The sequence below is a fragment of the Rhizobacter sp. P2_D12 genome (assembly GCF_056404395.1).
Window position 1 is genome coordinate 1 of the sequence record NZ_JBFUEB010000021.1, and the last position, 22,554, is coordinate 22,554.

Annotated in this window: 25 protein-coding genes; 20 read left to right on the forward strand and 5 right to left on the reverse strand. The window is 69.9% G+C overall.

Annotated elements, in window-relative coordinates; all coding sequences use genetic code 11:
- Nucleotides 1–256: hypothetical protein (locus tag AC1DYN_RS09505; RefSeq protein ID WP_477958882.1), on the reverse strand; the 256-nt coding region annotated here is incomplete at its 3' end.
- 213 nt (nt 257–469) lie between these two features.
- Here AC1DYN_RS09505 and AC1DYN_RS09510 point away from each other — a divergent pair.
- The 3 genes from AC1DYN_RS09510 to AC1DYN_RS09520 all read left to right on the forward strand — a co-directional run bounded on the left by AC1DYN_RS09510 (nt 470) and on the right by AC1DYN_RS09520 (nt 5,201).
- Nucleotides 470–3,319 carry a YncE family protein gene (locus AC1DYN_RS09510; protein ID WP_477958883.1) on the forward strand — a complete coding sequence of 950 codons (2,850 nt, stop codon included), beginning with the start codon at nt 470–472 and terminating at the stop codon, nt 3,317–3,319.
- Nucleotides 3,320–3,345: 26 nt separating this feature from the next.
- Nucleotides 3,346–4,332 (forward strand): LysR family transcriptional regulator, encoded by a 987-nt coding sequence (locus tag AC1DYN_RS09515; RefSeq protein ID WP_477958884.1) that lies wholly within the window; start codon nt 3,346–3,348, stop codon nt 4,330–4,332.
- A gap of 89 nt (nt 4,333–4,421) precedes the next feature.
- Entirely contained in the window at nt 4,422–5,201 is a 780-nt protein-coding gene (locus AC1DYN_RS09520; RefSeq protein ID WP_477958885.1) for an SDR family oxidoreductase, read from the forward strand.
- Between the two features lie 3 nt (nt 5,202–5,204).
- On the opposite strand, the gene AC1DYN_RS09525 is transcribed toward AC1DYN_RS09520, so the two are convergent.
- Nucleotides 5,205–6,527 carry an alpha-hydroxy acid oxidase gene (locus AC1DYN_RS09525; RefSeq protein ID WP_477958886.1) on the reverse strand — a complete coding sequence of 441 codons (1,323 nt, stop codon included), beginning with the start codon at nt 6,525–6,527 and terminating at the stop codon, nt 5,205–5,207.
- Between the two features lie 249 nt (nt 6,528–6,776).
- Between AC1DYN_RS09525 and AC1DYN_RS09530 the strand changes: the two genes are divergently transcribed.
- The 9 genes from AC1DYN_RS09530 (at nt 6,777) to AC1DYN_RS09570 (ending at nt 11,268) form a co-directional block, all read left to right on the forward strand.
- Entirely contained in the window at nt 6,777–7,166 is a 390-nt protein-coding gene (locus AC1DYN_RS09530) for a YciI family protein (RefSeq protein ID WP_477958887.1), read from the forward strand.
- 32 nt (nt 7,167–7,198) lie between these two features.
- Complete coding sequence (locus AC1DYN_RS09535) at nt 7,199–8,038, forward strand: PA4780 family RIO1-like protein kinase (protein ID WP_477958888.1); 840 nt, start codon at nt 7,199–7,201, stop codon at nt 8,036–8,038.
- A 9-nt stretch (nt 8,039–8,047) separates the two neighbouring features.
- Nucleotides 8,048–8,662 (forward strand): DUF938 domain-containing protein, encoded by a 615-nt coding sequence (locus tag AC1DYN_RS09540; RefSeq protein ID WP_477958889.1) that lies wholly within the window; start codon nt 8,048–8,050, stop codon nt 8,660–8,662.
- Entirely contained in the window at nt 8,659–9,459 is an 801-nt protein-coding gene (locus tag AC1DYN_RS09545) for an AAA family ATPase (RefSeq protein ID WP_477958890.1), read from the forward strand. The genes AC1DYN_RS09540 and AC1DYN_RS09545 overlap by 4 nt, the downstream gene beginning before the upstream one ends.
- Nucleotides 9,460–9,496: 37 nt before the next feature.
- The gene (locus AC1DYN_RS09550; protein ID WP_477958891.1) at nt 9,497–9,736 is read left to right on the forward strand and encodes a hypothetical protein; all 240 of its coding nucleotides are present in this window, start codon (nt 9,497–9,499) and stop codon (nt 9,734–9,736) included.
- Between the two features lie 49 nt (nt 9,737–9,785).
- The gene (locus AC1DYN_RS09555) at nt 9,786–10,232 is read left to right on the forward strand and encodes a hypothetical protein (RefSeq protein ID WP_477958892.1); all 447 of its coding nucleotides are present in this window, start codon (nt 9,786–9,788) and stop codon (nt 10,230–10,232) included.
- Entirely contained in the window at nt 10,229–10,441 is a 213-nt protein-coding gene (locus tag AC1DYN_RS09560) for a protein tyrosine phosphatase (RefSeq protein WP_477958893.1), read from the forward strand. The genes AC1DYN_RS09555 and AC1DYN_RS09560 overlap by 4 nt, the downstream gene beginning before the upstream one ends.
- 1 nt (nt 10,442) lies before the next feature.
- Nucleotides 10,443–10,922 (forward strand): DUF7684 family protein, encoded by a 480-nt coding sequence (locus tag AC1DYN_RS09565; protein ID WP_477958894.1) that lies wholly within the window; start codon nt 10,443–10,445, stop codon nt 10,920–10,922.
- 118 nt (nt 10,923–11,040) lie between these two features.
- Nucleotides 11,041–11,268 (forward strand): hypothetical protein, encoded by a 228-nt coding sequence (locus AC1DYN_RS09570; RefSeq protein ID WP_477958895.1) that lies wholly within the window; start codon nt 11,041–11,043, stop codon nt 11,266–11,268.
- Between the two features lie 38 nt (nt 11,269–11,306).
- Here AC1DYN_RS09570 and AC1DYN_RS09575 read toward each other — a convergent pair whose 3' ends face one another.
- Nucleotides 11,307–12,059, reverse strand: a complete 753-nt coding sequence (locus AC1DYN_RS09575) for a pirin family protein (RefSeq protein ID WP_477958896.1) — start codon at nt 12,057–12,059, stop codon at nt 11,307–11,309.
- A 137-nt stretch (nt 12,060–12,196) separates the two neighbouring features.
- Here AC1DYN_RS09575 and AC1DYN_RS09580 point away from each other — a divergent pair, with 137 nt between their 5' ends.
- Nucleotides 12,197–13,129, forward strand: a complete 933-nt coding sequence (locus AC1DYN_RS09580) for a LysR family transcriptional regulator (protein WP_477958897.1) — start codon at nt 12,197–12,199, stop codon at nt 13,127–13,129.
- Nucleotides 13,130–13,135: 6 nt separating this feature from the next.
- On the opposite strand, the gene AC1DYN_RS09585 is transcribed toward AC1DYN_RS09580, so the two are convergent.
- Nucleotides 13,136–13,720: an NADPH-dependent FMN reductase gene (locus tag AC1DYN_RS09585; protein WP_477958898.1), complete on the reverse strand. Its 585-nt coding sequence runs from the start codon at nt 13,718–13,720 to the stop codon at nt 13,136–13,138.
- Between the two features lie 54 nt (nt 13,721–13,774).
- Entirely contained in the window at nt 13,775–14,749 is a 975-nt protein-coding gene (locus tag AC1DYN_RS09590) for a LysR family transcriptional regulator (RefSeq protein WP_477958899.1), read from the reverse strand.
- Nucleotides 14,750–14,879: 130 nt separating this feature from the next.
- Here AC1DYN_RS09590 and AC1DYN_RS09595 point away from each other — a divergent pair, with 130 nt between their 5' ends.
- From AC1DYN_RS09595 to AC1DYN_RS09625, 7 genes are read left to right on the forward strand one after another with little or no spacing between them, the layout of a single operon-like run.
- Nucleotides 14,880–16,388, forward strand: coding sequence for an ABC transporter substrate-binding protein (locus tag AC1DYN_RS09595; protein WP_477958900.1), 1,509 nt, complete (start codon nt 14,880–14,882; stop codon nt 16,386–16,388).
- 7 nt (nt 16,389–16,395) lie between these two features.
- The gene (locus AC1DYN_RS09600) at nt 16,396–17,313 is read left to right on the forward strand and encodes an ABC transporter permease (RefSeq protein WP_477958901.1); all 918 of its coding nucleotides are present in this window, start codon (nt 16,396–16,398) and stop codon (nt 17,311–17,313) included.
- An 8-nt stretch (nt 17,314–17,321) separates the two neighbouring features.
- Nucleotides 17,322–18,158 (forward strand): ABC transporter permease, encoded by an 837-nt coding sequence (locus tag AC1DYN_RS09605; protein WP_477958902.1) that lies wholly within the window; start codon nt 17,322–17,324, stop codon nt 18,156–18,158.
- A 23-nt stretch (nt 18,159–18,181) separates the two neighbouring features.
- A complete protein-coding gene (locus tag AC1DYN_RS09610) occupies nt 18,182–19,189 on the forward strand; it encodes an ABC transporter ATP-binding protein (protein WP_477958903.1) in 1,008 nt (335 codons plus the stop codon).
- Nucleotides 19,186–20,001, forward strand: coding sequence for an ATP-binding cassette domain-containing protein (locus tag AC1DYN_RS09615; protein WP_477958904.1), 816 nt, complete (start codon nt 19,186–19,188; stop codon nt 19,999–20,001). Before AC1DYN_RS09610 ends, AC1DYN_RS09615 begins: the two co-directional genes overlap by 4 nt.
- A complete protein-coding gene (locus AC1DYN_RS09620; RefSeq protein WP_477958905.1) occupies nt 19,998–21,401 on the forward strand; it encodes a M20 family metallopeptidase in 1,404 nt (467 codons plus the stop codon). Before AC1DYN_RS09615 ends, AC1DYN_RS09620 begins: the two co-directional genes overlap by 4 nt.
- Nucleotides 21,398–22,546 carry a M20 family metallopeptidase gene (locus tag AC1DYN_RS09625; protein WP_477958906.1) on the forward strand — a complete coding sequence of 383 codons (1,149 nt, stop codon included), beginning with the start codon at nt 21,398–21,400 and terminating at the stop codon, nt 22,544–22,546. Before AC1DYN_RS09620 ends, AC1DYN_RS09625 begins: the two co-directional genes overlap by 4 nt.
- The last annotated feature ends 8 nt before the right edge of the window (nt 22,547–22,554 follow it).

Consider the following 22,554-nt stretch of genomic DNA (forward strand, 5'->3'; position numbering starts at 1 on the left):
CCTCCAGGCTGGCCAGCAGGCTCGCCGCCAGCGCGTCGGGCCCGGCCGGCGCCGCCGCCAGCGTCAGCCAGGCCGCCGCGCGGCGTTGCCGGCGGCTGCGAAACCATTGCGTCAGCAGCGTGGTCTTGCCCGAGCCGCCCGGCGCCGCCACCACCACCAGCCGCAGCTTGGACGCAGCGTCCAGCCGCGCCATCAACGCGGGGCGGGAGACGCTGGAAGGCGCCAGCAGCGGTGGCTCGATCGTCGTGTCGGACATCGCGGCGGCCGGGATGGACAGGAGCCTCGGGGCGGGACGAGCGCCGGGCCGCCCCAAGCCGGCCCGCCTCCCCTCGGGGGACCGACCGGCGTACCCGCCGGTCGAGGGGTTGTCATCGACGAGTGTAGCGCCCCCTCCCGGCGGAGGGGGCGCCGGGCCGGTGCGCTCCCTACGATGCCTGCCGCGAGCACCACAACGAGACAAGGAGACAACATGCACGCGCATCCGATGCCATGCCGGGGCCGGACCCCGCTCACCCTGTTGCTGTCGCTGTTGGGATGGGCCCTGGCCCTGTGGGCCGGGACGGCAGCCGCCCAGGCCCCGTCCTTCATGCAGTTCGAGAGCGGCCCGGTGCGGCCGATGGCGATGTCGCCCGACCGCAGCCGGCTCTTCGTCGCCAACACGCCGAACAACACGCTGGACGTGTTCGCCATCTCCGCCGCCGGCCTGCAACTGGCCGCGCGCGTGCCGGTGGGCCTGGAACCGGTGGCGGTGGCGGCGCGCAGCAACACCGAGGTGTGGGTGGTGAACCACCTGTCCGACAGCGTCAGCGTGGTCGACCTGGGCGGCACGCCGCGCGTGGTGCGCACCCTGCTGGTGGGCGACGAGCCGCGCGACGTGGTCTTTGCCGGCAGCCCCGAGCGGGCCTTCATCACCACCGCGCACCGCGGCCAGCAGCGCAGCGACCCGTCGCTCGCCGGCGTGCCCGGTGCCGGCGACCCGCAGCTCACGACGCCGGGCATCGGGCGGGCCGACGTGTGGGTGTTCAACCCCGCCAACCTGGGCAGCGCGCTGGGCGGCCTGCCGCTGCGCATCATGAGCTTCTTCAGCGACACGCCGCGCGCGCTGGCGGTGAGCCCGGACCGCAGCACGGTCTACGTCGCGGCTTTCAAGTCGGGCAACCAGACCACCACCCTGCTGGCCGGGCTGATCTGCGGCGGCTTCAACCCGAACGCGCCCTGCCTGGGCCCGAACCTGAAGATCATGCCCGGCGGCAACCCCGGCCCGAAGACCAATTTCGAAGGCAAGCAGGCGCCCGAGGTCGGCCTGATCGTCAAGTTCAACAAGGCCACCGGCCATTGGGAGGACGAGCTGCACCGCAACTGGAACAACGCGGTGCAGTTCCGCCTGCCCGACCTGGACGTCTTCGCGGTCGATGCCAACACGCTGGCGCAGAAGACGGCCTTCCCGGGCGTCGGCACGGTGCTGTTCAACATGGTCACCAACCCGGTGACCGGCAAGGTCTACGTCTCCAACACCGAGGCCGTCAACGAGGCCCGCTTCGAAGGCCCCGGCACCTACGCCGGCCACACGGTGCAGGGCAAGCTGGCGCAGACGCGCATCACGGTGATCTCGGGCGGGACCGTCTCGCCGCGCCACCTGAACAAGCACATCGACTACTCGAAGCTGCCCGCCAACCCCGGCTTCGACTGGACGATGAAGCAGCATTCGCTGGCGATGCCGCTGGACATGGCCGTCACCGGCGACGGCCGCACGCTGTACGTGGCGGCCTTCGGCTCCAGCCGCGTCGGCGTGTTCGACACCGCCGAGCTGGAGAGCGACAGCTTCGATCCGCGCACCGCCAGCGCGCGCTACATCGAGCTGGCGGGCGGCGGCCCGAGCGGGCTGGTGCTCGACGAGGCGCGCGGCCGGCTGTACGTGAGCACGCGGTTCGACAACGCCGTCAAGGTGGTCGACCTGGCCTCGCGCGCAACGCTGTCGTCGGTGGCGATGAAGAACCCCGAGCCGGCCTCGGTGACCGCCGGCCGGCCCTTCCTGTACGACGCGCGCCGCTTCTCGGCCAACGGCGAGGCCTCGTGCGCGAGCTGCCACACCTTCGGCGATGCGGACGACCTGGCCTGGGACCTCGGCAACCCCGACGACCGCGTCACCAACAACCCGATCGCGAAGAACCTGTCGTCGCCGCTGGAGATCGCGCTGGGCAAGCTGCTGTTCGGCGTGAAGTCGCCGGTCAACGGCAGCGACAACGCCAACGAGTTCCACCCGATGAAAGGGCCGATGACGACGCAGACGCTGCGCGGCATGCGCAACTCGGGCGCGATGCACTGGCGCGGCGACCGGGCCACCGGCCTGTTCGGCAGCAGCGGCACCGACAGCACGCTGTCGTTCAAGAACTTCGCAGTCGCGTTCGAAGGGCTGCTGGGCGGCACCGCGCCGCTCAGCGAGGCCGAGATGCAGAAGTTCGCCGACTTCCAGTTGCCGGTGATGCTGCCGCCCAACCCGATCCGCAAGCTCGACAACTCGCTCACCGCGTCGCAGCAGCGCGGGCGCAGCTTCTACCTCGGCTCGCGCCCGTCGGACGGCATCGACGTGGGCCCGCTGGGCGGCCTGGTGCCGAACAAGACCGCCTTCACCTGCGAAGGCTGCCACCGGCTCGACCCGGCCAGCGGCTTCTTCGGCACCGGCGGCAATGCGAGCTTCGAGGGCATCACGCAGATCGTGAAGATCCCGCACCTGCGCAACATGTACCAGAAGGTCGGCATGTTCGGCTCGCCGCGGGTCGAGTTCTTCGGCGCGCCCGACACCGGCTTCCTGGGCGACCAGGTGCGCGGCTTCGGCTTCGTCAACGACGGCTCGGTGGACACGCTGTTCCGCTTCTTCACCGCCAAGGTGTTCAACCCGCAGCTGACGGTGGGCTTCCCGATCGTGAACCCGGATGCGACGCGGCGCGACGTGGTCGACTTCATGATGGCCTTCGACAGCGACCTGGCACCGATCGTCGGCCAGCAGATCACGCTGACCAGCACCAACGCGGCCGCGGTGTCGGGCCGCATCGACCTGCTGCTGCAGCGCGCGCGCACGCCCTTCACGTCGAAGGAACTGGGCGGCACGGTGACCGAGTGCAGCCTGGTCGCGCGGGTGATCGAAGGCGGTGTCTCGCGCGGGCTGGCCTACAACCCGGCGGTCAACGCCTTCGTCGCCTCGGACGGCAGCCAGCGCAGCGACGCCGCCGTGCGGGCGCTCGCGACGGTGCCGGGGCAGGAGGTGACGTACACCTGTGCGCCGCCGGGGTCGGGCTCGCGGATCGCGTTCGAGCCTTGAGGGCAAGCCTGGGTTAGTCTGGGCGGATGGATGAACTGAGGGCGATTTCGACATTCGTGCGCGTGGCCGAACTCGGCAGCTTCAACAAGGCTGCCGAGGCCCAGGCCACCACGCCGCAGGCGGTGAGCAAGACCATCCGCCAGTTGGAGCAGCACCTGGGGGTGCGCCTGTTCCACCGCACCACGCGCAAGAGTTCGCTGACGGAGGAAGGCGAGCGGCTGCTGCAGTCCGCCAAGCCGAACCTCGACGGCCTGGTGGACGCGCTGACGCGTGCCCGCAGCGCGGTGCGCAACGACGAAGGGCTGGTGCGGGTCAGCGCCGCGGGTGCGGTGGGCCGCAAGGTGCTGGTGCCGATGCTGGCGCAGTTCCAGGCGCGGCATCCGGCGATCCAGGTGGAACTGGTACTCGAAGAGCGCTTCACCGACCTGGTCAGCGACCGGATCGACGTCGGCTTCCGCTCGGGCAGCGCACCCGATGCGCAGGTCATCGCGCGCCGGCTGTTCACGATCCAGCAGATCGCCTGCGCGTCGCCCGGCTACCTGGACTTGCATGGTGTGCCGCAGAAGCTGCAGGACTTGCTGCAACACCGCTGCACCGCCTATCGCCAGCCCGGTACGGGCCGGCCGATGCCGTGGGAGTTCGAGGTCGACGGCAGCACGGTTTTCCAGCACGTGACGCCGGTGCTCTGCAGCAGCGAGCCCGAGACCGAAAGCCTGGCCGTGCTGGCCGGCATCGGCCTCGGCCAGATCGACAGCATCAATGCGGCGGCAGCGCTGCGCGACGGACGGCTGGTGCCGGTGCTGCCCGGCCATGTAAGCGAACGCATGGGCTTGTACCTGTACTACGCGCAGCGGGCCGACATGCCGGGCCGCGTGCGCCGCTTCATCGACTTCAGCGTGGCTTGGCTGCGCGACAGCCAGGCGTTCTCCGTCGGGCCGGCGGAGCTGCGATCGCTCGCCAGGCGGTTCCGCGCGGCAGGGCGCGGAATTGGCAACTCCAGGTTGTCAAAGTAACCCAATCGCCTGAACTACCGCGGTTGGGCTCCAAAACCTAGAGTTCCCTGCAAGCGTCGCCTTCGCGGCGCACTGACAGGAAGACTCCCATGGCCCATCCCTCCAACCTCTTCGCTTCGCAACTCGCCGGTCGCGTCGCGGTCGTCACCGGCGCATCCAGCGGCATCGGCCGCGCCTGCGCCTTGCTGCTGGCGGCGCGCGGCGCCAAGGTCGCCGTGCTGGCACGGCGCAAGCAGGCACTGGATCGGCTGGTGGCCGAGATCGCCGAGGCCGGCGGCAAGGCCATCGCGATCGAGGTCGACGTGACCGACCAGGCCTCGGTGGAGGCTGCAGCGGCCGAGGTCGCATCGACGTTCGGCCGGGCGGACCTGGTATTCAACAACGCCGGCGTGATGCTGCCGGGCGCCATCGAGGAGCGCAAGCTCGGCGAATGGGAGCAGCAGATCGACCTCAACGTGACCGGCGTGATGCGCGTCATCCACGCCTTCGTGCCACAGCTGGCGCAGGCCGCGGCCGAGGGCGCGACGGTGGACCTGGTCAACACCTCGTCGATCGCGGGGCAGTACCTGTTTCCGTACTTCGCGGTGTACACCGCGACCAAGGCCTACGTGAGCCACCTCACGCGCCACCTGCGCATCGAGCTGGGGCCGAAGAACATCCGCGTGTCGATGATCGAACCGGGCATCGTCGCGACCGAACTGCAAGGCCACGTCACGTTTCAGGGCGCGAAGGACTGGCTGGAGAACGCTGGCAAGTCCATCGAGTTCCTGCAGCCCGGCGACGTGGCGGAGAGCGTGGGCTTCATCGTCTCGCAGCCGAAGCATGTGAACCTGCAGCAGGTCGTGATCATGCCGACCCGGCAGGGTTGAGGATCAGCGCAAAGCGAAGGCGGGGCCGGTGGCGACCGTCGACGCGACGATCTGCTTCAGCTCGGTCGCGCCGGCCTGGCGCATGATGGTCTCGAACTCGCGCTGCAGGATGGAGAGCACGGCGGCCACGCCCGGCTCGCCGAACGCCGCGAGGCCCCAGCAATAGGGCCGCCCGATGCCGACCGCCGTGGCGCCCAGGGCCAGCGCCTTGTAGGCATCGGTGCCGCGGCGCACCCCGCCGTCGACCAGCACCGGGATCCGTCCCTTGACCGCCTTGACGACCTCGGGCAGCGCGCCGATGGTGGACTGGAAGCTCTCTTCCGCGCGGCCGCCATGGTTGGACACGATGATGCCGTCGACGCCGGCCTGCACCGCGCGGGCGGCGTCCTCGGCGGTCACGATGCCCTTGAGGACGATCTTCGCCTTGGTGGCGGCGCGCAGCTTGGCGACGAAGTCCCAGGTCATGCCGGTGCCGTACAGGTTGTTGACGTGCGACACGTCGATGTCGTTGAACGCCGGCTTGCGCGAGACCTCGTTCTTGAACCCGCCGGCATGGCAGGCGACGCACGGTCGGTCGTCCTGGCGACGCGCGCGGAACAGGGTCTCGGTGTTGCGCCCGCCCTGCCGGTCCACCGTCAGCACGATGGCGGTCACGTTCGACTCTTCGGCGCGCTTGATGAGTGCGCGCGTCACGTTCCAGTCATCGGTCGGGTAGAGCTGGAACCAGATCGGTGCACCGTGCGCGCGCGTCACGTCGGCGATCGACGAGTTGCTGGAGGTCGACAGGATCATCAGCTGCTTCTTCAGGCCCGCGGCACGCGCGGCCGGAATCTCGGCTTCCGGGTTGAAGGCGCCCTGGCTGCTGACCGGAGACAGGAAGATCGGGCTCGCGTACTCGTTGCCGAACAGGCGCAGCCGCGTGTCGATCTTGCGGGCGTCGACCAGCCGCCGCACGCGGATGCGGATCTTGTCGTAGTCGTCATGGTTCGCACGCAGCGTGGCATCGCCGTCGACGCCGGTGGCCAGGTAGCCCCAGTGCGCCGGCATGGCCTCCAGGGCCTTGCGCGCTGCCGGCTCGAAGTCCATCACGTTCAGCGCGTCTTCGGGCGCCTCGATGATCTCGCCGACCTTGCGGGTCTGGGCACGCAGCACGTCGTAGCTCTGGGCCGAAGCGAGCTCGGGCAGCGCCGCCGACAGCGCGGCGATCAGGCCCGGCGCCGCGGAGCCGGCCAGCAAGGGGCTGCCGGCCAGGAAGCGCAGCAGTTGGCGGCGGGCCGTGGCACGATCGGCGAGGCCGGCGGCGGTGGGTGTGACGGGATGGTTCAAGGCGATCGTCCTTTCAGGGGGATACCGAAGCGGTTGTCCGATCGTTCGATTGTCTTTGTCATTCAACCGGGCTGCTGGTGATCGGGAATTGCGGCCAGCGGATGGCAACAGTGCGGACATGTTGATGACGGAATCATCTCGGGTACGCTCTCGCATCCAACTCGACAGGCCACGTCCCGATGGACCTTCGAGCAACTGACACCCTGGCTCGGGATCGCTGGAACACCCCCCCTGTGCGGAGACCTACCGATGACCGACAAGAGTGACCTGTCCGAATACCTCGTCATTTCCCGCGGCCAGTGGGACAAGGACAAGTCGCCCGAAGAAATTCAGCAGGCCATCGACGACTTCTACCGATGGCACGACCGGCTGGTCGGCGAAGGGAAGATGAAGGCCGGCCAGCGCCTCGCACGCGAGACCAAGGTCGTCTCGATCCGCGGGGTGCTGGATGGCCCGTTCGCCGAAGCCAAGGAGGTGATCGGCGGTTACTGGTTCGTCCTGGCCCGCAGCCTCGAGGAGGCGGCGGCACTCTCCGCGCAGAACCCATGCCTGGCCTGCGGCCTCAGCTACGAGGTTCGGCCCATCGAAGCGGAACGCGCCAGCGCCTACAGGCCGGGCAACGAAACGCCGGACCGCTGAGCCGGCACGTCCACGTGCCCGACAATCGGGCCATGAAAATCCCCGCCCGCCTGCAGACCCTGGTGACCGAAGGCCTGATCGACAGCGTGGTGCGCCAGCTCAAGAGCGGCAAGGAAGCCGATGTCTACGTCGTGCGCTGCGGCGACGAGACCTGCGCGGCCAAGATCTACAAGGAGGCCCACAAGCGCAGCTTCCGCCAGGCGGTCGACTACACCGAGAACCGCAAGGTGCGCAACAGCCGCCAGGCCCGCGCGATGGCCAAGGGCACGAGCTTCGGCCGGCAGCAGCAGGAAGCCGCATGGCAAAGTGCCGAGGTCGACGCGCTGTACCGCCTGGCCGCCGCCGGCGTGCGCGTGCCGCGGCCCGTCAACTTCTACGACGGCGTGCTGCTGATGGAGCTGGTGGCCGACGAGCGGGGCGATGCCGCACCGCGGTTGAACGACGTTCCCTTCACCGAGGCACAGGCCCTGCAGCACCACGCCTTCCTGATCGGCGAGGTGGTGCGCATGCTGTGCGCCGGCGTGATCCACGGCGACCTGTCGGAGTTCAACATCCTGCTGGCTGCCGACGGCCCGGTGATCATCGACCTGCCGCAGGCGGTGGACGCCGCCGGCAACAACCACGCGGCGCGGATGCTGATGCGCGACGTCGACAACCTGCGCAACTTCTTCGGCCGCTTTGCGCCGGGTCTGCTGCCCACGCGCTACGGCCCGGAGATCTGGGCGCTCTACGCCGGCGGCCTGCTGGTGCCGGGCATGCCGCTGACCGGCCGCTACGAACCGCGCGCCGGTGCGATCGACCTGTCGGGCGTGCTGCGCGAGATCGAAGACGCGCGGCTCGAAGAGGCGGCGCGCGTGCTGCGCATGGGCTGAGCCATCGCGATGACCGAAGACCTTCGCCGCCACAGCCCCGCTGCCGAACGCAACCGCGCGCCCATCCTGGCCGAATTGCAGCGCATGCTGCCGGCCCGAGGCTTGATGCTGGAGATCGCCAGCGGCACCGGCCAGCATGCCGCCTGGTGCAGCGCCGGCCTGCCGGGCTGGGAATGGCTGCCCACCGATTTCGAAGCGAGCTCGCTGCCGTCGATCACCGCCTGGTGTGCCGGCCTGGACCGCGTGCGCGCACCGCTGCGGCTGGACGTGCTGCAGCCGCAGTGGCCGGGTGTTCCCGCACAGGTGGATGCGGTCTTCTGCGCCAACATGATCCACATCGCGCCCTGGGCCTGCTGCGCCGGGTTGATGCAGGGCGCTGCGCGCCACCTGTCGGCGCAGGGGTTGCTGGTCACCTATGGGCCCTACCTGGAGGACGCCGTGCAGACATCGCCCGGCAACCTGGCCTTCGATGCGGAGCTGCGCGCGCGCAACCCGGCCTGGGGCGTGCGCCGGCGTGAAGACGTGGAACACGTGGCGGCCCAAGCCGGCTTCGCGCTGCGCGAGCGCGTGGCGATGCCGGCCAACAACTTGCTGCTGGCGTGGGGCCGCAGCGGGCCGCCATGATCCCCTCGCAATACGTGTTCCGCGTCTCGCTGAAGCGCGACGAGGTCGGCTCCTTCGACCGGTACCCGTTCTCGCTGCCTGCCGTCCGGTCGCTGGAGCAGATCGACCTGCATCCGAAAATGACCTACTTCATCGGCGAGAACGGATCCGGCAAATCGACGCTGCTGGAGGCGATGGCGGTCTCGCTGGGCTTCAACGCCGAAGGGGGCACGAAGAACTTCAGCTTCGGCACGCGGCGCTCGCATTCGGAACTGCACGAGTACTTGCGCGTGGCCAAGGGTGTTCGCAGGCCGCGCGACGGGTTCTTCCTGCGGGCGGAGAGCTTCTTCAACATCGCCACCGAGATCGAGAACCTCGATGAAGGGCCGGGGGGTCCACCGATCATCGACTCCTACGGCGGCATCTCGCTGCACGAGCAATCGCACGGCGAATCCTTCCTCGCGCTGATGACCCATCGATTCGGGGGACAAGGCCTGTACATCCTCGACGAGCCCGAAGCCGCGTTGTCGCCACAGCGGCAACTGGCGGTGCTGTCGCGCATGCATGAGCTGATCCGGGACAAGTCGCAGTTCATCATCGCGACGCACTCCCCGATCCTGATGGCCTACCCCGACGCCTGGATCTACCAGTGCAACCAGGATGGGGTTGCGAGGATTGCCTACGAAGACACCGAACACTTCCGGGTGACGCGCGACTTCCTGTCGGATCCACAGGCCATGTTGCGCACCTTGATGGAACGCAATGCCGCCACGCCGGCCGGCAGCGCAACAGACGAAACACGGCGCCGACCCGGGTGAAATCCAGGCGATACGCAGCGCGGCAACACTGCCTTGCATGAAATCGACACACACCTCATCGCTGCTGGTTGCGCCGCTCTGCTGGGCGGCCCTCGGCTTCGCCTTCGCATGCCTGGCCGCGCCGGTGCTGCCGTGGCACGCGGCCGACCCTGAGACTCGCGCCCCCCGTGCTGCAGACCCGGGCCGGGCCCTCGTGGTCACTGCCGTCGCAGACACGTACGTGGCGGGCGGGCCGGGCCCCGAGGACGACACCGAGTGGATGCCGGGCAACCGCTAGCCTCGGGCGCTGGCATGATGGCGCTCCATCATCCGCAGCGTCCTCGGGCATGCCCTACGCGACCGTCTTCACCGCCATCCTCGTGCTGAATGCGCTCTGGTTCGGCATCGGCTTCCGGTACTTCAGCCTCACGCCGGATGCGGCCGCCCGGCTTCTTGTCCCCCGCTCGGCACGCGACTCGCCGCTGTTCCCGACCCTGGCGGCCTCGGTCCGTTTCCTGGGCGGCATGAACCTCGCATTCGCCGTGTTCGCGGTGCTGCTCCTGCTCAACGGCTCGCTCTTCCCGCAGCCGTCGCAACGAGCGCTGTTCGCGGGCGTCTTCTCGCTGGCACATGCCAGCCAGTTCGTCTCCAACCTGCCGGTGGCCCTGCGGGGTGGCAGGGTCGGCGAATCGTTCTGGCCCGTGCTGTCGGGACCGATGCTCTTCATCTTCGTCGTCGACCTCACGCTCGCGCTTGGCAACGCGGCCATGGCGGCGGCGTTGATCATCCCTTGACGCTGGCGCAGCGCATGGCCTCTGAACGGCTCAAGGTCCTCTTCGTCATGGAAGAGAAGCACAAGTCTCGTTTGGCAGCAGAGTACGGCCGCGTCGTCGAGGGCAAGCCAGTCCACGTTCTCGACATCCCGGACGAGCACGAGTACATGGATCCTGCGCTTGTCGACGAACTGGAGCGCTCTGTCGGCGCCATCCTTGGCCTGGCTTGACATGCAACGAACGCATCCCGTTGATACGCCGCTGAGGCACGCTGAAACCAGGCGCTCCGCTGCCGTCCTTCGGGTCGACAGCTTCTGGGAAACCGCCCCCGTTTCCATCACGGACGGACGCTACGTTCTTGTCGTCGCGAGCGAACGGCTGGCTGCGCTGTCGAGCACCGAAACAGCCCGGGCCTGGGTGGAAGCCGGTGCTTCGTACATTTGCGCCTGGGGTCCCGATTCGCGCGAGGTGGAAGACACCTTCGACTACGCATCCTTCCTGCCGGAGTTCGGCGATCCCCTGTCATTCACGCTGATGACCACTTCGCACCCGGACGAAGCCCTGGACGAAGCGCTGTGGTTCGCCTTTCACAATGCGACGGCGCCCGACGACCTGGGCGAAACACTGAATTCGGTCGTGATCGTTGTCGACTCCGATTCGCTGGCATCACGCTGCCTCGCGTGGGTGCAGGGTCTGCATACCGCCTCCTAGCGTCGCGCAGCAAGCCCGACGCCTGCGACCCTCCACACTAGGGGGGCGCAAGCGCGAGGACGGCAGGCTCCCGGTGGCAGGATGGAGGCTTCACCACTTCATTCGCCCAGGGAGACCCATGAACGCCACCAACACCCAGTCCGGCATCACGATGGAGCGCATCGCCAAGCGCTTCCAGGGCCTGGTCGCCGCCCACGGCCTCGACGGCAACCAGGACGTCAAGGATTTCGGCGCGCTGCTGGAGACCTTTTCCGAGAAGCTCGACGGCGAACTCAACACGCTGAAGACGCAACTGACCGACGTCGCCTCGCAGGTTCGCACGCTGATGCAAGCCCCGAAGCCCTGAACTTCACAGGGTGCTCGGCGCAGGGGCCGGTGCAGAACCTACCCCACCCGCCCCTCGGCCCGCAGCCGCGCCCCGATCTGCCGGATCCGCGCTTCCCCTTCGCGCAACGCCGCCGCACTGGTGTGCACCGAGTAGTACCCCAGCACCAAGTCATGCGGATGCTTCGCCGCAGAGCCCAGCACGAACTGGCTGTCGACCTCCGCATGGAAGTCGATGGCCTCCGGCGATTCGTCGAAGACCGCCAGCTCCCCTGCACGCAAGCCCTGCGGCACCCGCAGGCGCCCCTCGCCCACCGCGGCCCACGCCACCGTGTGCCCTGCCGGCGGCTGGTACCGCCACTGCTCGCCGGCCTTGAGCTTCACCGACAGGTAGTTCACCGGCGAAGGCGACGCGATCGCGCTGGCGGCCGAGCCGTATCGGCCCAGCAACACGCTGGCCGGCCCTTCGCGCTTGATCAGGTGCGGCGCCAGGTAGCTGCTCTCGGCCTCGCCCAGCTCGGCCGCCGGCGGCAATGCCAGCGAGATCTGCCCGCGCCGGCCCAGCGTGTCCTCGTAGTTCACCCGGCCTTCCAGCAGCCAGGTGACGGTGGCGATCCCCGAGTGCGGGTGCAGGCCGTAGTCGCCCTGCGCGGCCCGGGGCACGCCCTGCGTGTCGACGTGATCCAGGAAGACGAAGGGCCGCAACAGCTCGCCCAGGTCCGACGGGCTCATCAAGCGGGTGATCGGTCCGCGCCGGTGGCCGCTGGTGCGGAACACGACGCTGCGTGATTGGAGGGCTTGTTCAGTGATCATCACCGGAATCTAGGGGCGATGGCCCGCACCGGGTAGCCGGCCCGCGCGGATGGCACACGTCCACCCGACGAAGCAATCCGCGCCCGACGGCACCGCGCGCTAGACTGCCGGCAAAAAATGAGCGCCTCGAACCTTCCATGCTGGACCTGAACAACGTCGCGCTGTTCGTCCACGTCGTGCGTGCCGGCAGCTTTGCAGCCGCCGCACGGCGCCTGGACATGCCGGCCAACAGCGTGAGCCGGCGCATCCAGGACCTGGAACAACAGCTGGGCATGCGCCTGATGCAGCGCTCCACCCGCCGCCTGACGCTCACCGATGCCGGCACCACCTTCTACGCGCGCTGCGCCGACCAGGTCGAGGCGCTGGCCGAGGCGGCGATCGAGGTCGGCCAGGGCAGCCAGCTGGCCAGCGGCAAGGTGCGCGTCGCCGCACCCGCCGACCTGTTCCGCTGGTTCCGCGTGGAATGGGTGGCGGACTTCCTCGCGAGCCATCCGAACGTGCGGCTCGATTTCGTGCTCAGCGACGAGCGGGCCGACCTGATGGGCGAAGGCATCGACGTCGCGATCCGCTCCGGCCGCGAGTTGGAAGCTTCGCTGGTCGCGCGCCAGATCGGTACCAGCCGCGCCACGCTGGTGGCGAGCCCCGCCTACCTCGCCGCGCGCGGCACGCCCGACTCGGTGGCCGCCTTGGCAAGGCACGATTGCCTGGCGCTGCCGCGACCGTCCGGGCACGCGGCGGTGTGGCGGCTCGACGGTCCGCAAGGCCCGCAGGACGTCGAGGTCGACGGGCGCTTCCGGGCCAACACGATGCACGCGCTGTACGAGGCGACGCTGGCCGGGCTGGGCATCGGGCTGCTGCCGTCGGTGGTGACGGCGCCGCACCTGCGCAGCGGCGACCTGCGCGAGGTGCTGCCTGGCCACGGCGTCGACGGCCTGGGCGTGTACATCGTCTACCTGAGCCGCCGGCAGCTGTCGCGCGCGGTCAGCGCATTCATCGAGTTCGCGATGGGCAAGCTGGTCGACGAAGGGCTGGTGACGCCGGCGCCCGGTGCGCAAGTCCTGATCGAATAGCGGGACTCAGCGGGCGTTGCCACGCGCGGTCTTGAGCGCCGCCGTCCACCACGCCAGGTCGTCCAGCATCGCCTTCGCGGGACCGTCGAGCTCGGCCAGTGCCGCCTCCACGTCGCCGCCCTGGAAGTGCGCCATCAGCGCGCCGACCGGGATGTGGACCGAGGGGCGGATCGGCGCGAGCTGCACCTCGATCGCCGTCTCGCGCAGCTGCTGCACGCTGCGCGCACCCGCCACGCTGCCGTAGCTCACGAAGGCGGCCGCCTTGCGGTTCCACTCCGGGTAGACCCAGTCGATCGCGTTCTTCAGCACCGCGGGCGGTCCGTAGTTGTATTCCGCGGCCACGAAGATGAACGCGTCCGAGCGGGCGATCTCGGCGGTCCACTTCCTGACGGTCTCGTGCTCGTAGGGCGCGCGCCCCGGCATCGCCGGCGGCACCGGCGCGTCGAAGAAGGGCATCGGGAAGTCCCGCAGGTCGAGCAGGCGCGCCTCGACGCCGGGCCGGCTGGCGAGGTGCCGCAGGATCCACTGCGCAGGCTTCTCGGCGAAGCGACCCTGGCGGGTGCTTCCGACGATCACGGAAATGACGGTCATCCAGTTCTCCATGGTTGGCAATGGAGGCAGCGTATCGACGCGCTGGGGGCCGCACTAGCCGTCGATGGCGGATCGCACCCCTCCAGCGCCGGAAGGAATCTGCCCCGACAGCCGCCCCTTTAGGAACTGCAGAAACGCCTGCGCCGCGCTCGACAAGGTCCGCCCCGTCAGCGTCTGCACTTCGATGTTGCGCAGGTCCAGCCCGCGGTCGCGCAGCCCCACACAAGCCACCTCGCCGCGCTCGACCTGGTAGCGGATCGAGATCTCGCCCGAGATCGTCACGCCGTCCTGCTGGTGCCGCAGGAAACCGAACAGCCCGGCGATGTAGTTGCTCGTCAGCACCGGCTCGAAGTTCAGCCGCTGGCGGCTGCACGCGATGTCGAACAACTGCCGCACCGTGGTGTCGGGCTCGGGCAGCGCGATCGGGTAGGCCAGCAACTGCGACAGGCTGACCTGCTTGAAGCGCGTCAGCGGATGGCCCGGTCGCATCACCGCCAGCAGCGGCGACGGCTGCGAATGCTCCACCTGCACGCCGCTCTCGGGCGTGCGGCTCATCGTCACCCCGATGTCGGCATCGCCATGCAGGATGCGCCGCGTGCACTCGGCCGGTGGGTGCACGCCCAGGTTGAACTGGATGCCCGGATGCTGCAGCACGAAGTCGGTGACCAGCCGCGGGATGAACTCCATCGCGAAGCCCTCGGTCGACACGACCCGCACCCGCCCGCGCCGCATGCCCTGCAAGGCCTGGATGTCGTGCACCGCGCGCTCCGCGTCGTGCGCCGACTTGAGCGCATGCACGGCCAGCGTCTCCCCGGCCGCGCTCGGGATCATGCCGCGCGCGTGCCGGTCGAACAGCTGGGCCCCGAGCAGGTCCTCCAGCTGCGCGATGGCCCGGCTGATGGCCGACGCGGCCACGTTCAGGCGCTGCGACGCCTCGCGGATCGAGCCGCAGCGCACCACCTCCAGGAAATAGCGCAGCGCGGTGTCCTGCAACTGACGGGCGATCTGCGGCGGCGGCTTCATCGGCATCGAAACTCCAGCGTTGCCCGTTCGGCAACAGGTGCATCGATATTCTGTACCGCGTGAAACGCTCTTGCGGCCCTCTTCTTGCACACACTGCGCAGGTCGTCCCGTTGCGGCCCGACGAAGGAGTGTCCCGATGAAGCACCTGTCCCTCACGCTGTGGCTGGCCACGGCCGCGGTCGCGGCGCATGCCGGCAAGGCCAACGACACGCTGGTCTATGCCTCCGACAACGAGGTCGAGAACGTCAGCCCGTACCACAACAACATGCGCGAAGGCGTGATCCTCGCGGCGATGGCCTGGGACACGCTGGTCCACCGCGACCTCAAGACCGGCGAGTACAGGCCGCAGCTCGCGACCTCGTGGAAGTGGGAGTCGCCCACCGCGCTGGTGCTCGAACTGCGCCAGGGCGTGAGCTTCCACAACGGCGACCGGTTCAGCGCCGACGACGTGGTCTACACCTTCAATGTCGTGACCGCGGCCGACGCGAAGATCGCGACGCGGCAGAACACCGACTGGATCAAGAGCGCCGAGAAGCTCGGCGACTACCGGGTGCGCATCACCCTGAAGGCGCCCTTCCCGGCCGCGCTCGAGTACCTGTCCGGCCCGACCCCCATCTACCCGGCGGCCTACTTCAAGAAGGTGGGCCTGGAGGGCTACAGCAAGCAGCCCGTCGGCACCGGCCCGTACAAGATCGCGGCCGTCGTGCCCGGCCAGGGCGTGACGCTGGTCAGGAACCCGGTCTACTACAAGGACAGCCCGCTCGGCCAGCCGCGCATCGGCACGATCCGCTTCGCGGTGGTGCGCGATCCGGAAGCGCGTGCCGCCCAGTTGATGACGGGTGCCGTCGACTGGATCTGGCGCGTGCCCGCCGACCAGGCCGAGTCGCTGAAGGCGGCGCCCAACACGACCGTGCTGAGCGGCGAGACCATGCGCGTGGGCTTCGTCTCGATCAACAACAACGGCAGCACGCCCGAGGCCGCGCCGTTCAAGGACGTGCGCGTGCGCCAGGCGGTCAACCACGCGATCAACCGCAAGGGGCTGGCCGACAGCCTGGTGCGCGGCGGCAGCCAGCCGGTGTTCGCACCGTGCTTTCGCACCCAGTTCGGCTGCGACACGGCCAAGGTGACCGCCTACGACTACAACCCGGCCAAGGCGCGCGCGCTGCTGGCCGAGGCCGGCTATGCGAACGGCTTCGACACCGACCTGTGGGCCTACCGCGAGCGCGACTATGCCGAGGCGATCATCGGCGACCTGCGCAAGGTGGGCATCCGCGCACGCCTGCATTTCGTGCAGTACCCGGCCCTGCGCACCGAACTGCGCTCCGGCCGTGCACCGTTGTCGTTCCAGGCCTGGGGCTCGTTCGGCGTCAACGACGCCTCGGCCTTCGTCGGCAACTTCTTCAAGGGCGGGCCGGACGACACCGCGAAGGACCCGCAGGTCATCGCGCTGCTGCAGACCGCCGACAGCACCGTCGACAAGGCGGAGCGCAAGGCGCGCTACGCCCAGGCCCTGCAGCGCATCTCGGCGCAGGCGATGTGGGCACCGGTGGTCTCCTACTCGACCAACTACGCCTTCACGTCCGAGCTGAAATTCGACGCGCAGGCCGACGAACTGCCGCGCTTCTTCCAGGCGAGCTGGAAGTAGGCCCGCCATGCTGGCCTACATCCTGCGCCGGCTGCTGGTGGCCCTGGGCGTGATGCTCACGGTGGCCGTCGTCAGCTTCATGCTGCTGCACCTGTCGGGCGACCTCGCCACCGCGATCGCGGGCCCGGAATCCAGCGCCGCCGACATCGAGAAGGTGCGCGTCCAATACGGCCTCGACCGCCCCGTCGCGGCCCAGTTCGCCGACTGGCTGGGGGCCGCCCTGCGGCTGGATTTCGGGCGCTCGTTCTACTTCCAGAACACGGTGATGGAGCTGGTCGGCGAGCGCCTGCCCGTCACGCTCAAGCTGGGCGCCGTCTCGCTGCTGCTGGCGGTGGCCGTGGCCATCCCGCTGGGCGTGCTGGCCGCGCTGCACCGCGACGGCTGGATCGACCGCCTGTCACTGGCGGTGGCCGTGGTCGGGCAGGCGATGCCGAATTTCTGGTTCGCTCTGACGCTGGTGCTGGTGTTCGGGGTGGGGCTCAAGTGGCTGCCGGTGGCCGGCAACACGGGTTGGCAGCATTTCGTGCTGCCGGCGCTGGCGCTGGGTTACTACGCGATGCCGTCGCTGATGCGGCTGACGCGCGCCGGCATGCTCGACGTGCTGGGCTGCGACTACATCCGCACCGCGCGCGCCAAGGGCCTGCGCCCGGCACGCATCGTCTTCAAGCATGCGCTGCGCAACGCGATCATCCCGGTGATGGCGCTGGCCGCGGTCGAGCTCGGCTTCATGCTGGGCGGCTCGGTCGTGATCGAGTCGGTCTTCTCGCTGCAGGGCCTGGGGCAGCTCGCCTGGGATTCGATCTCGCGCAACGACTACCCGGTGGTGCAGGCGGTGGTGCTCATCATCGCGGTGTTCTACATCGGCCTCACCTTCGTCGCCGACGTGGTCAACGCCGCGCTCGACCCGCGCATGCGCACACGCTAGGGCCCACCATGCGAGCCACCCTCCCCCACCGCGGCCTGGCGATCGGCGGCGCGATCCTCGGCCTGGTCGCGCTGGCCGCGCTGCTGGCGCCCTGGCTCAGCCCGCACGACCCGTACGCGCAGGACGTGACGCAGCGCCTGATCCCGCCCGCCTGGTACGACAAGGGCAGCTGGGAGCACCTGCTGGGCACCGACAAGCTCGGCCGCGACTACCTCAGCCGCCTGCTGCACGGCGCGCGCGTGTCGCTGCTCATCGGCCTCGCGGCGGCGCTGATCTCGGGCCTGATCGGCACCACGCTGGGCGTGCTCGCCGGCTACTTCGGCGGGCGCATCGACGCGCTGGTCAGCTATGTCGTGACGACCCGGCTGGCGCTGCCGGTGGTGCTGGTCGCGCTGGCAATGGCTTCGCTGGTGGGCGGCTCGCTGAAGGTGGTGATCGTGCTGCTCGGCCTGCTGCTGTGGGACCGCTTCGCGATCGTCACCCGCTCGGCCACGCAGCAGCTGCGCGACGCCGAGTTCATCGCCGCCGCCCAGGCGCTGGGCGCGCCCACGCACTGGATCCTGCTGCGCGAGCTGCTGCCCAACCTGGCCGGTGCGCTCACCGTGGTGGCGACGCTGGAGATGGCGCACGCGATCCTGCTCGAGTCGACGCTGTCGTTCCTGGGCCTGGGGGTGCAGCCGCCGACACCGTCGTGGGGGTTGATGGTGGCCGAAGGCAAGGCCTACATGTTCTTCCAGCCCTGGGTGATCCTGATCCCCGGCGTCGTGCTGGCGCTGCTGGTGCTGGGCATCAACCTGGTGGGCGACGGGCTGCGCGACCTGGGCGCACCGGACGGACGCAACTGACGGACGCAACGGAAGGAATGGCGATGAACCAGCCGGCGGACGAGTTCCTGTTGGACGTGAAGAACCTGCGGGTGGACCTGCCGACCGCGCGCGGCCCGCTGCACGCGGTGCGCGGCATCGACCTGCAGGTGCGGCGCGGCGAGATGCTGTGCCTGGTCGGCGAATCGGGTTGCGGCAAGTCGATGACCTCGCTGGCGCTGATGGGCCTGCTGCCGCGCCAGGCGCGCCGCAGCGCCGACCACCTCCGCTTCGACGGCATCGAGCTGCAGGGCCTGCCCGAGCGCGCGATGACGGCGCTGCGCGGTGCCCGCATGGCGATGGTCTTCCAGGAGCCCATGACCTCGCTGAACCCGTCGTACACGCTGGGCGACCAGCTGTGCGAGGCCTTGCGCGCGCACCGCCGCGCCAGCGCCGCGCAGGCGCGCGAGCGGGCCGTGTACCTGCTCGAACGGGCCGGCGTTCCGCAGGCCGCGGAACGCCTGCGGCAGTACCCGCACCAGCTGTCCGGCGGGCTGCGCCAGCGCGTGATGATCGCGATGGCGCTGATGTGCGGGCCCGACCTGATCATCGCCGACGAGCCGACGACCGCGCTGGACGTGACCATCCAGTCGCAGATCCTGCAGCTCATCCGCGAACTTCAGCAGGAGTTCGGCACCGCGGTCGTCTTCATCACCCACGACCTCGGCGTGGTGGCGCAGATCGCCGACCGCGTCGCGGTGATGTACGCCGGCGAGGTGGTCGAGACCGCGGCGGCCGCAGAGCTGTTCGCCCAGCCCACCCACCCCTACACGCGCGGCCTGCTCGGCTGCATCCCGGTGCGCGGGCGCACCGTGCCGGGCAGCCGGCTGCAGGCCATCCCCGGCGTCGTTCCGAGCCTGGTCGGGCCGCTGGCCGGCTGCGCCTTCGCGAACCGCTGCGCCGAAGTGCGCGAGGCCTGCACGCAGGCGCCGCCGCTGGTGCAGCTGGGTGCGGAGCATGCGGTGCGCTGCGTCGCGGCGCGGCGGCTGCACATGTTCCCGGAGGCGGCATGACGGGAGCGCAGTATTCACTCGAGCTGTGCGCGCTCAGCCGCAGCTTTGCGCTCAAGCGCGGCCTGTTCAGGACGCCCGGCGAGATCAAGGCGGTCGACAACGTGACGCTGCGCCTGGCGCGCGGCGAGACGCTGGGGCTGGTCGGCGAATCCGGCTGCGGCAAGAGCACGCTGGCGCGCATGCTGCTGGGCCTGCTCGAACCGAGCTCGGGCAACGTGCTGGTGCACGGCAAGGAAATCCACACCGGCGACCCGCGCCAGCGGCACGCCCGCGCCCGCCGGATCCAGCCGGTCTTCCAGGACCCGTACTCGTCGCTGAACCCGCGCCGCACCGTGGCCGACATCGTCGCCGTGCCGCTGCGCCTGCACGGCGTGGGTTCGCGCGCCGAGCAGCAGCAGGCGGTGCGCGCGATGCTCGACCTGGTCGGCATGCCCGAGCGCACGCACCGGCAGTACCCGAACCAGCTGTCGGGCGGGCAACGCCAGCGCGTGGCGATCGCGCGCGCGCTGGTGCTGCGTCCGGACATCCTGGTCTGCGACGAGCCGACCTCGGCGCTCGACGTCTCGGTGCAGGCGCAGATCCTGAACCTGCTGCTGGACCTGAAGGCCGAGTTCGGGCTGAGCTACTTCTTCATCAGCCACGACCTGGCCGTGGTGGAGCACCTGGCTGACCGCGTGGCCGTGATGCACCGCGGCGCCATCGTCGAGCTGGGCACGCGCGAGCAGGTCTTCGAGCGGCCCGAGCACCCCTACACCCGCGCGCTGCTGGCGTCGGCGCCGCGGCCTGCCTTCACCTTAGGACACCTTTCATGAGCCGTCAGCAAGCCATCGACCGCACCCTCGCCTGCTTCGACGACGGCCGCTTCCGGCAGGTGCTGGCGCGCCGCGTCGCGATGCGCACCGAAAGCCAGGACGCGGCCAGCGGCCCGGTGCTGCACGCCTACCTGAGCGACGAGATCGCGCCGCAGCTCGAACGCCTGGGCTTCAGCTGCCGCATCGTCGAGAACCCGGTGACGCCGCGCTGCCCCTTCCTGCTGGCCGAGCGCAGCGAGCCCGGCGCCGCGTTCACGCTGCTGACCTACGGCCACGGCGACGTGGTGCGCGGCTACGACGCGCAGTGGCGCGAAGGGCTGAGCCCATGGGAGATCGTGGTCGACGGCAACCGCTGGTACGGGCGCGGCACGGCCGACAACAAGGGCCAGCACACCATCAACCTGATGGCGCTGGAGCAAGTGCTGGCGGTGCGCGGCGGCCAGCTGGGCTACAACGTCAAAGTCATCCTGGAGATGGGCGAGGAAGCGGGCTCGCCCGGCCTGGATGCCGTCTGCGCGCAGCACCGCGAGCTGCTGGCGGCCGACCTGTTCCTGGCCTCGGACGGCCCGCGCGTGGCGGCCTCGCGCGCGACGATGTTCCTCGGTTCGCGCGGCGTGTTCAATTTCGACCTGCACCTGAAGCTGCGCGACGGCGGCCACCATTCCGGCAACTGGGGCGGGCTGCTGCGCAACCCCGGCATCCGGCTCGCGCATGCGATCGCGAGCCTGGTCGATGCACGCGGGCGGATCCTGGTGCCGCAGCTGCTGCCGGCCGGGCTGCCCGACAGCGTTCGCAGCGCACTGCAGGACATCGAGGTCGGCGGCGGCCCCGGCGACCCCGTGATCGACCCCGACTGGGGCGAGCCGGGCCTGACGCCGGCCGAGCGCGTGATCGGCTGGAACAGCCTGGAGGTGCTGGCCTTCACGACCGGCAACCCGGCCATGCCGGTGCATGCGATCCCGGCCGAGGCGCGCGCGCACTGCCACATGCGCTACGTCGTCGGCAGCGACGTGGCCAACTTCCTCGCGCACATCCGCCGGCACCTGGATGCGCACGGCTTCGACGACGTCGAGCTGCGCGGGACCGACGTGCACATGGCGGCCACGCGGCTCGACCCCGACGACGCCTGGGTGCGCTGGGGCCTGGCCTCGATGGAGCGCAGCACCGGCAAGCGGCCGGCGCTGCTGCCCAACCTGGGCGGCTCGCTGCCCAACGACGTGTTCTCGCAGACGCTGGGCCTGCCCACGCTGTGGGTGCCGCACTCGTACGCGGCCTGCTCGCAGCATGCGCCGAACGAGCACATCCTGGCCGACCTGACGCGCGAGTCGCTGCAGATCATGGCCGGCATGTTCTGGGACCTCGCCGAAGAGGGCCCGGCCGTGATGAAGGCGCGCGCATGACCCCCGACTGGCTCGCCGGCCAGCGACCGGCGATGCAGGCAGCCCTGGCCACGCTGGTCGGCATCGACTCGAACAGCCACGACCGGGCCGGCACCGACCGGGTCGCCCAGGCCATGCTCGGCTGGCTGCAGGCGGCGGGCATCGCGGCCGAGCACCGCGCCGATGCAGGCGAAGGCGACGCGCTGCTGGCGCGCCTGCCGGGCAGCCGGCCGACGGCGGCGCCGGTGCTGCTGATGGGTCACCGCGACACGGTGTTCCCGACCGGCACGGTGGCACGGCGGCCGTGGCGCGTCGACGGCGACCGCGGCCACGGGCCCGGCGTGTCGGACATGAAGTCGGGCCTGGTGCTGCAGTGCTTCGTGCTGATGGCGCTGCAGCGGATGCCGCCGCTGCCGTTCCCGGTGCTGGGCTTGTTCACCGCCGACGAGGAGATCGGCTCGCGGCGCGGCCGCATCGCGATCGAGGCGCATGCGCGCGGCGCGCGCGCCGCCTTCAATGCCGAGCCGGGCCGCGTCAGCGGCAACCTCGTCACCGAGCGCAAGGGCGGTGCCACCTTCACCATCGACGTGACCGGCCGTGCGGCCCACTCGGGGGTGAACCATGCGGACGGCGCGAGCGCGATCGAGACCCTGGCGCGCAAGGTGCAGGCCCTGCATGCGCTGACCGATTACGCGGCCGGCATCACGACCAATGTCGGGCTGGTCAGCGGCGGCCTGTCGACCAACACCGTCGCACCGTCGGCGCAGGCGCGGCTCGACGTGCGCTTCTGTTCGCTGGCGCAGCGCGAGGCGGTGTTCGAGCGCATCCGCGCCATCGTCGATGCGCCCGGCGTGCCGGGCACGACGGCCACGCTGGCCCAGGATTCGGAGTTCCTGCCGCTCGAGCGGTGCTGGAGCGGCGAGCTGTTGCAGCGCTACCAGGCCAGTGCCGCGCGCGTCGGGTTCGCCGTCGACGGCGAGTTCACCGGCGGCTGTTCGGACGCGGGCTTCACCGCGTCGCTGGGGATCCCGACGCTGTGCGGCGTCGGCCCGGTCGGCGGCAAGGCGCACACCGACGGCGAGTACTGCTGCCTGGAGACGCTGGTGCCGCGTGCGCAGGCGCTGGTGGGGACCATCGTGGGGCTGGCGGACCCTGCGACACCATAGAGGTCGAT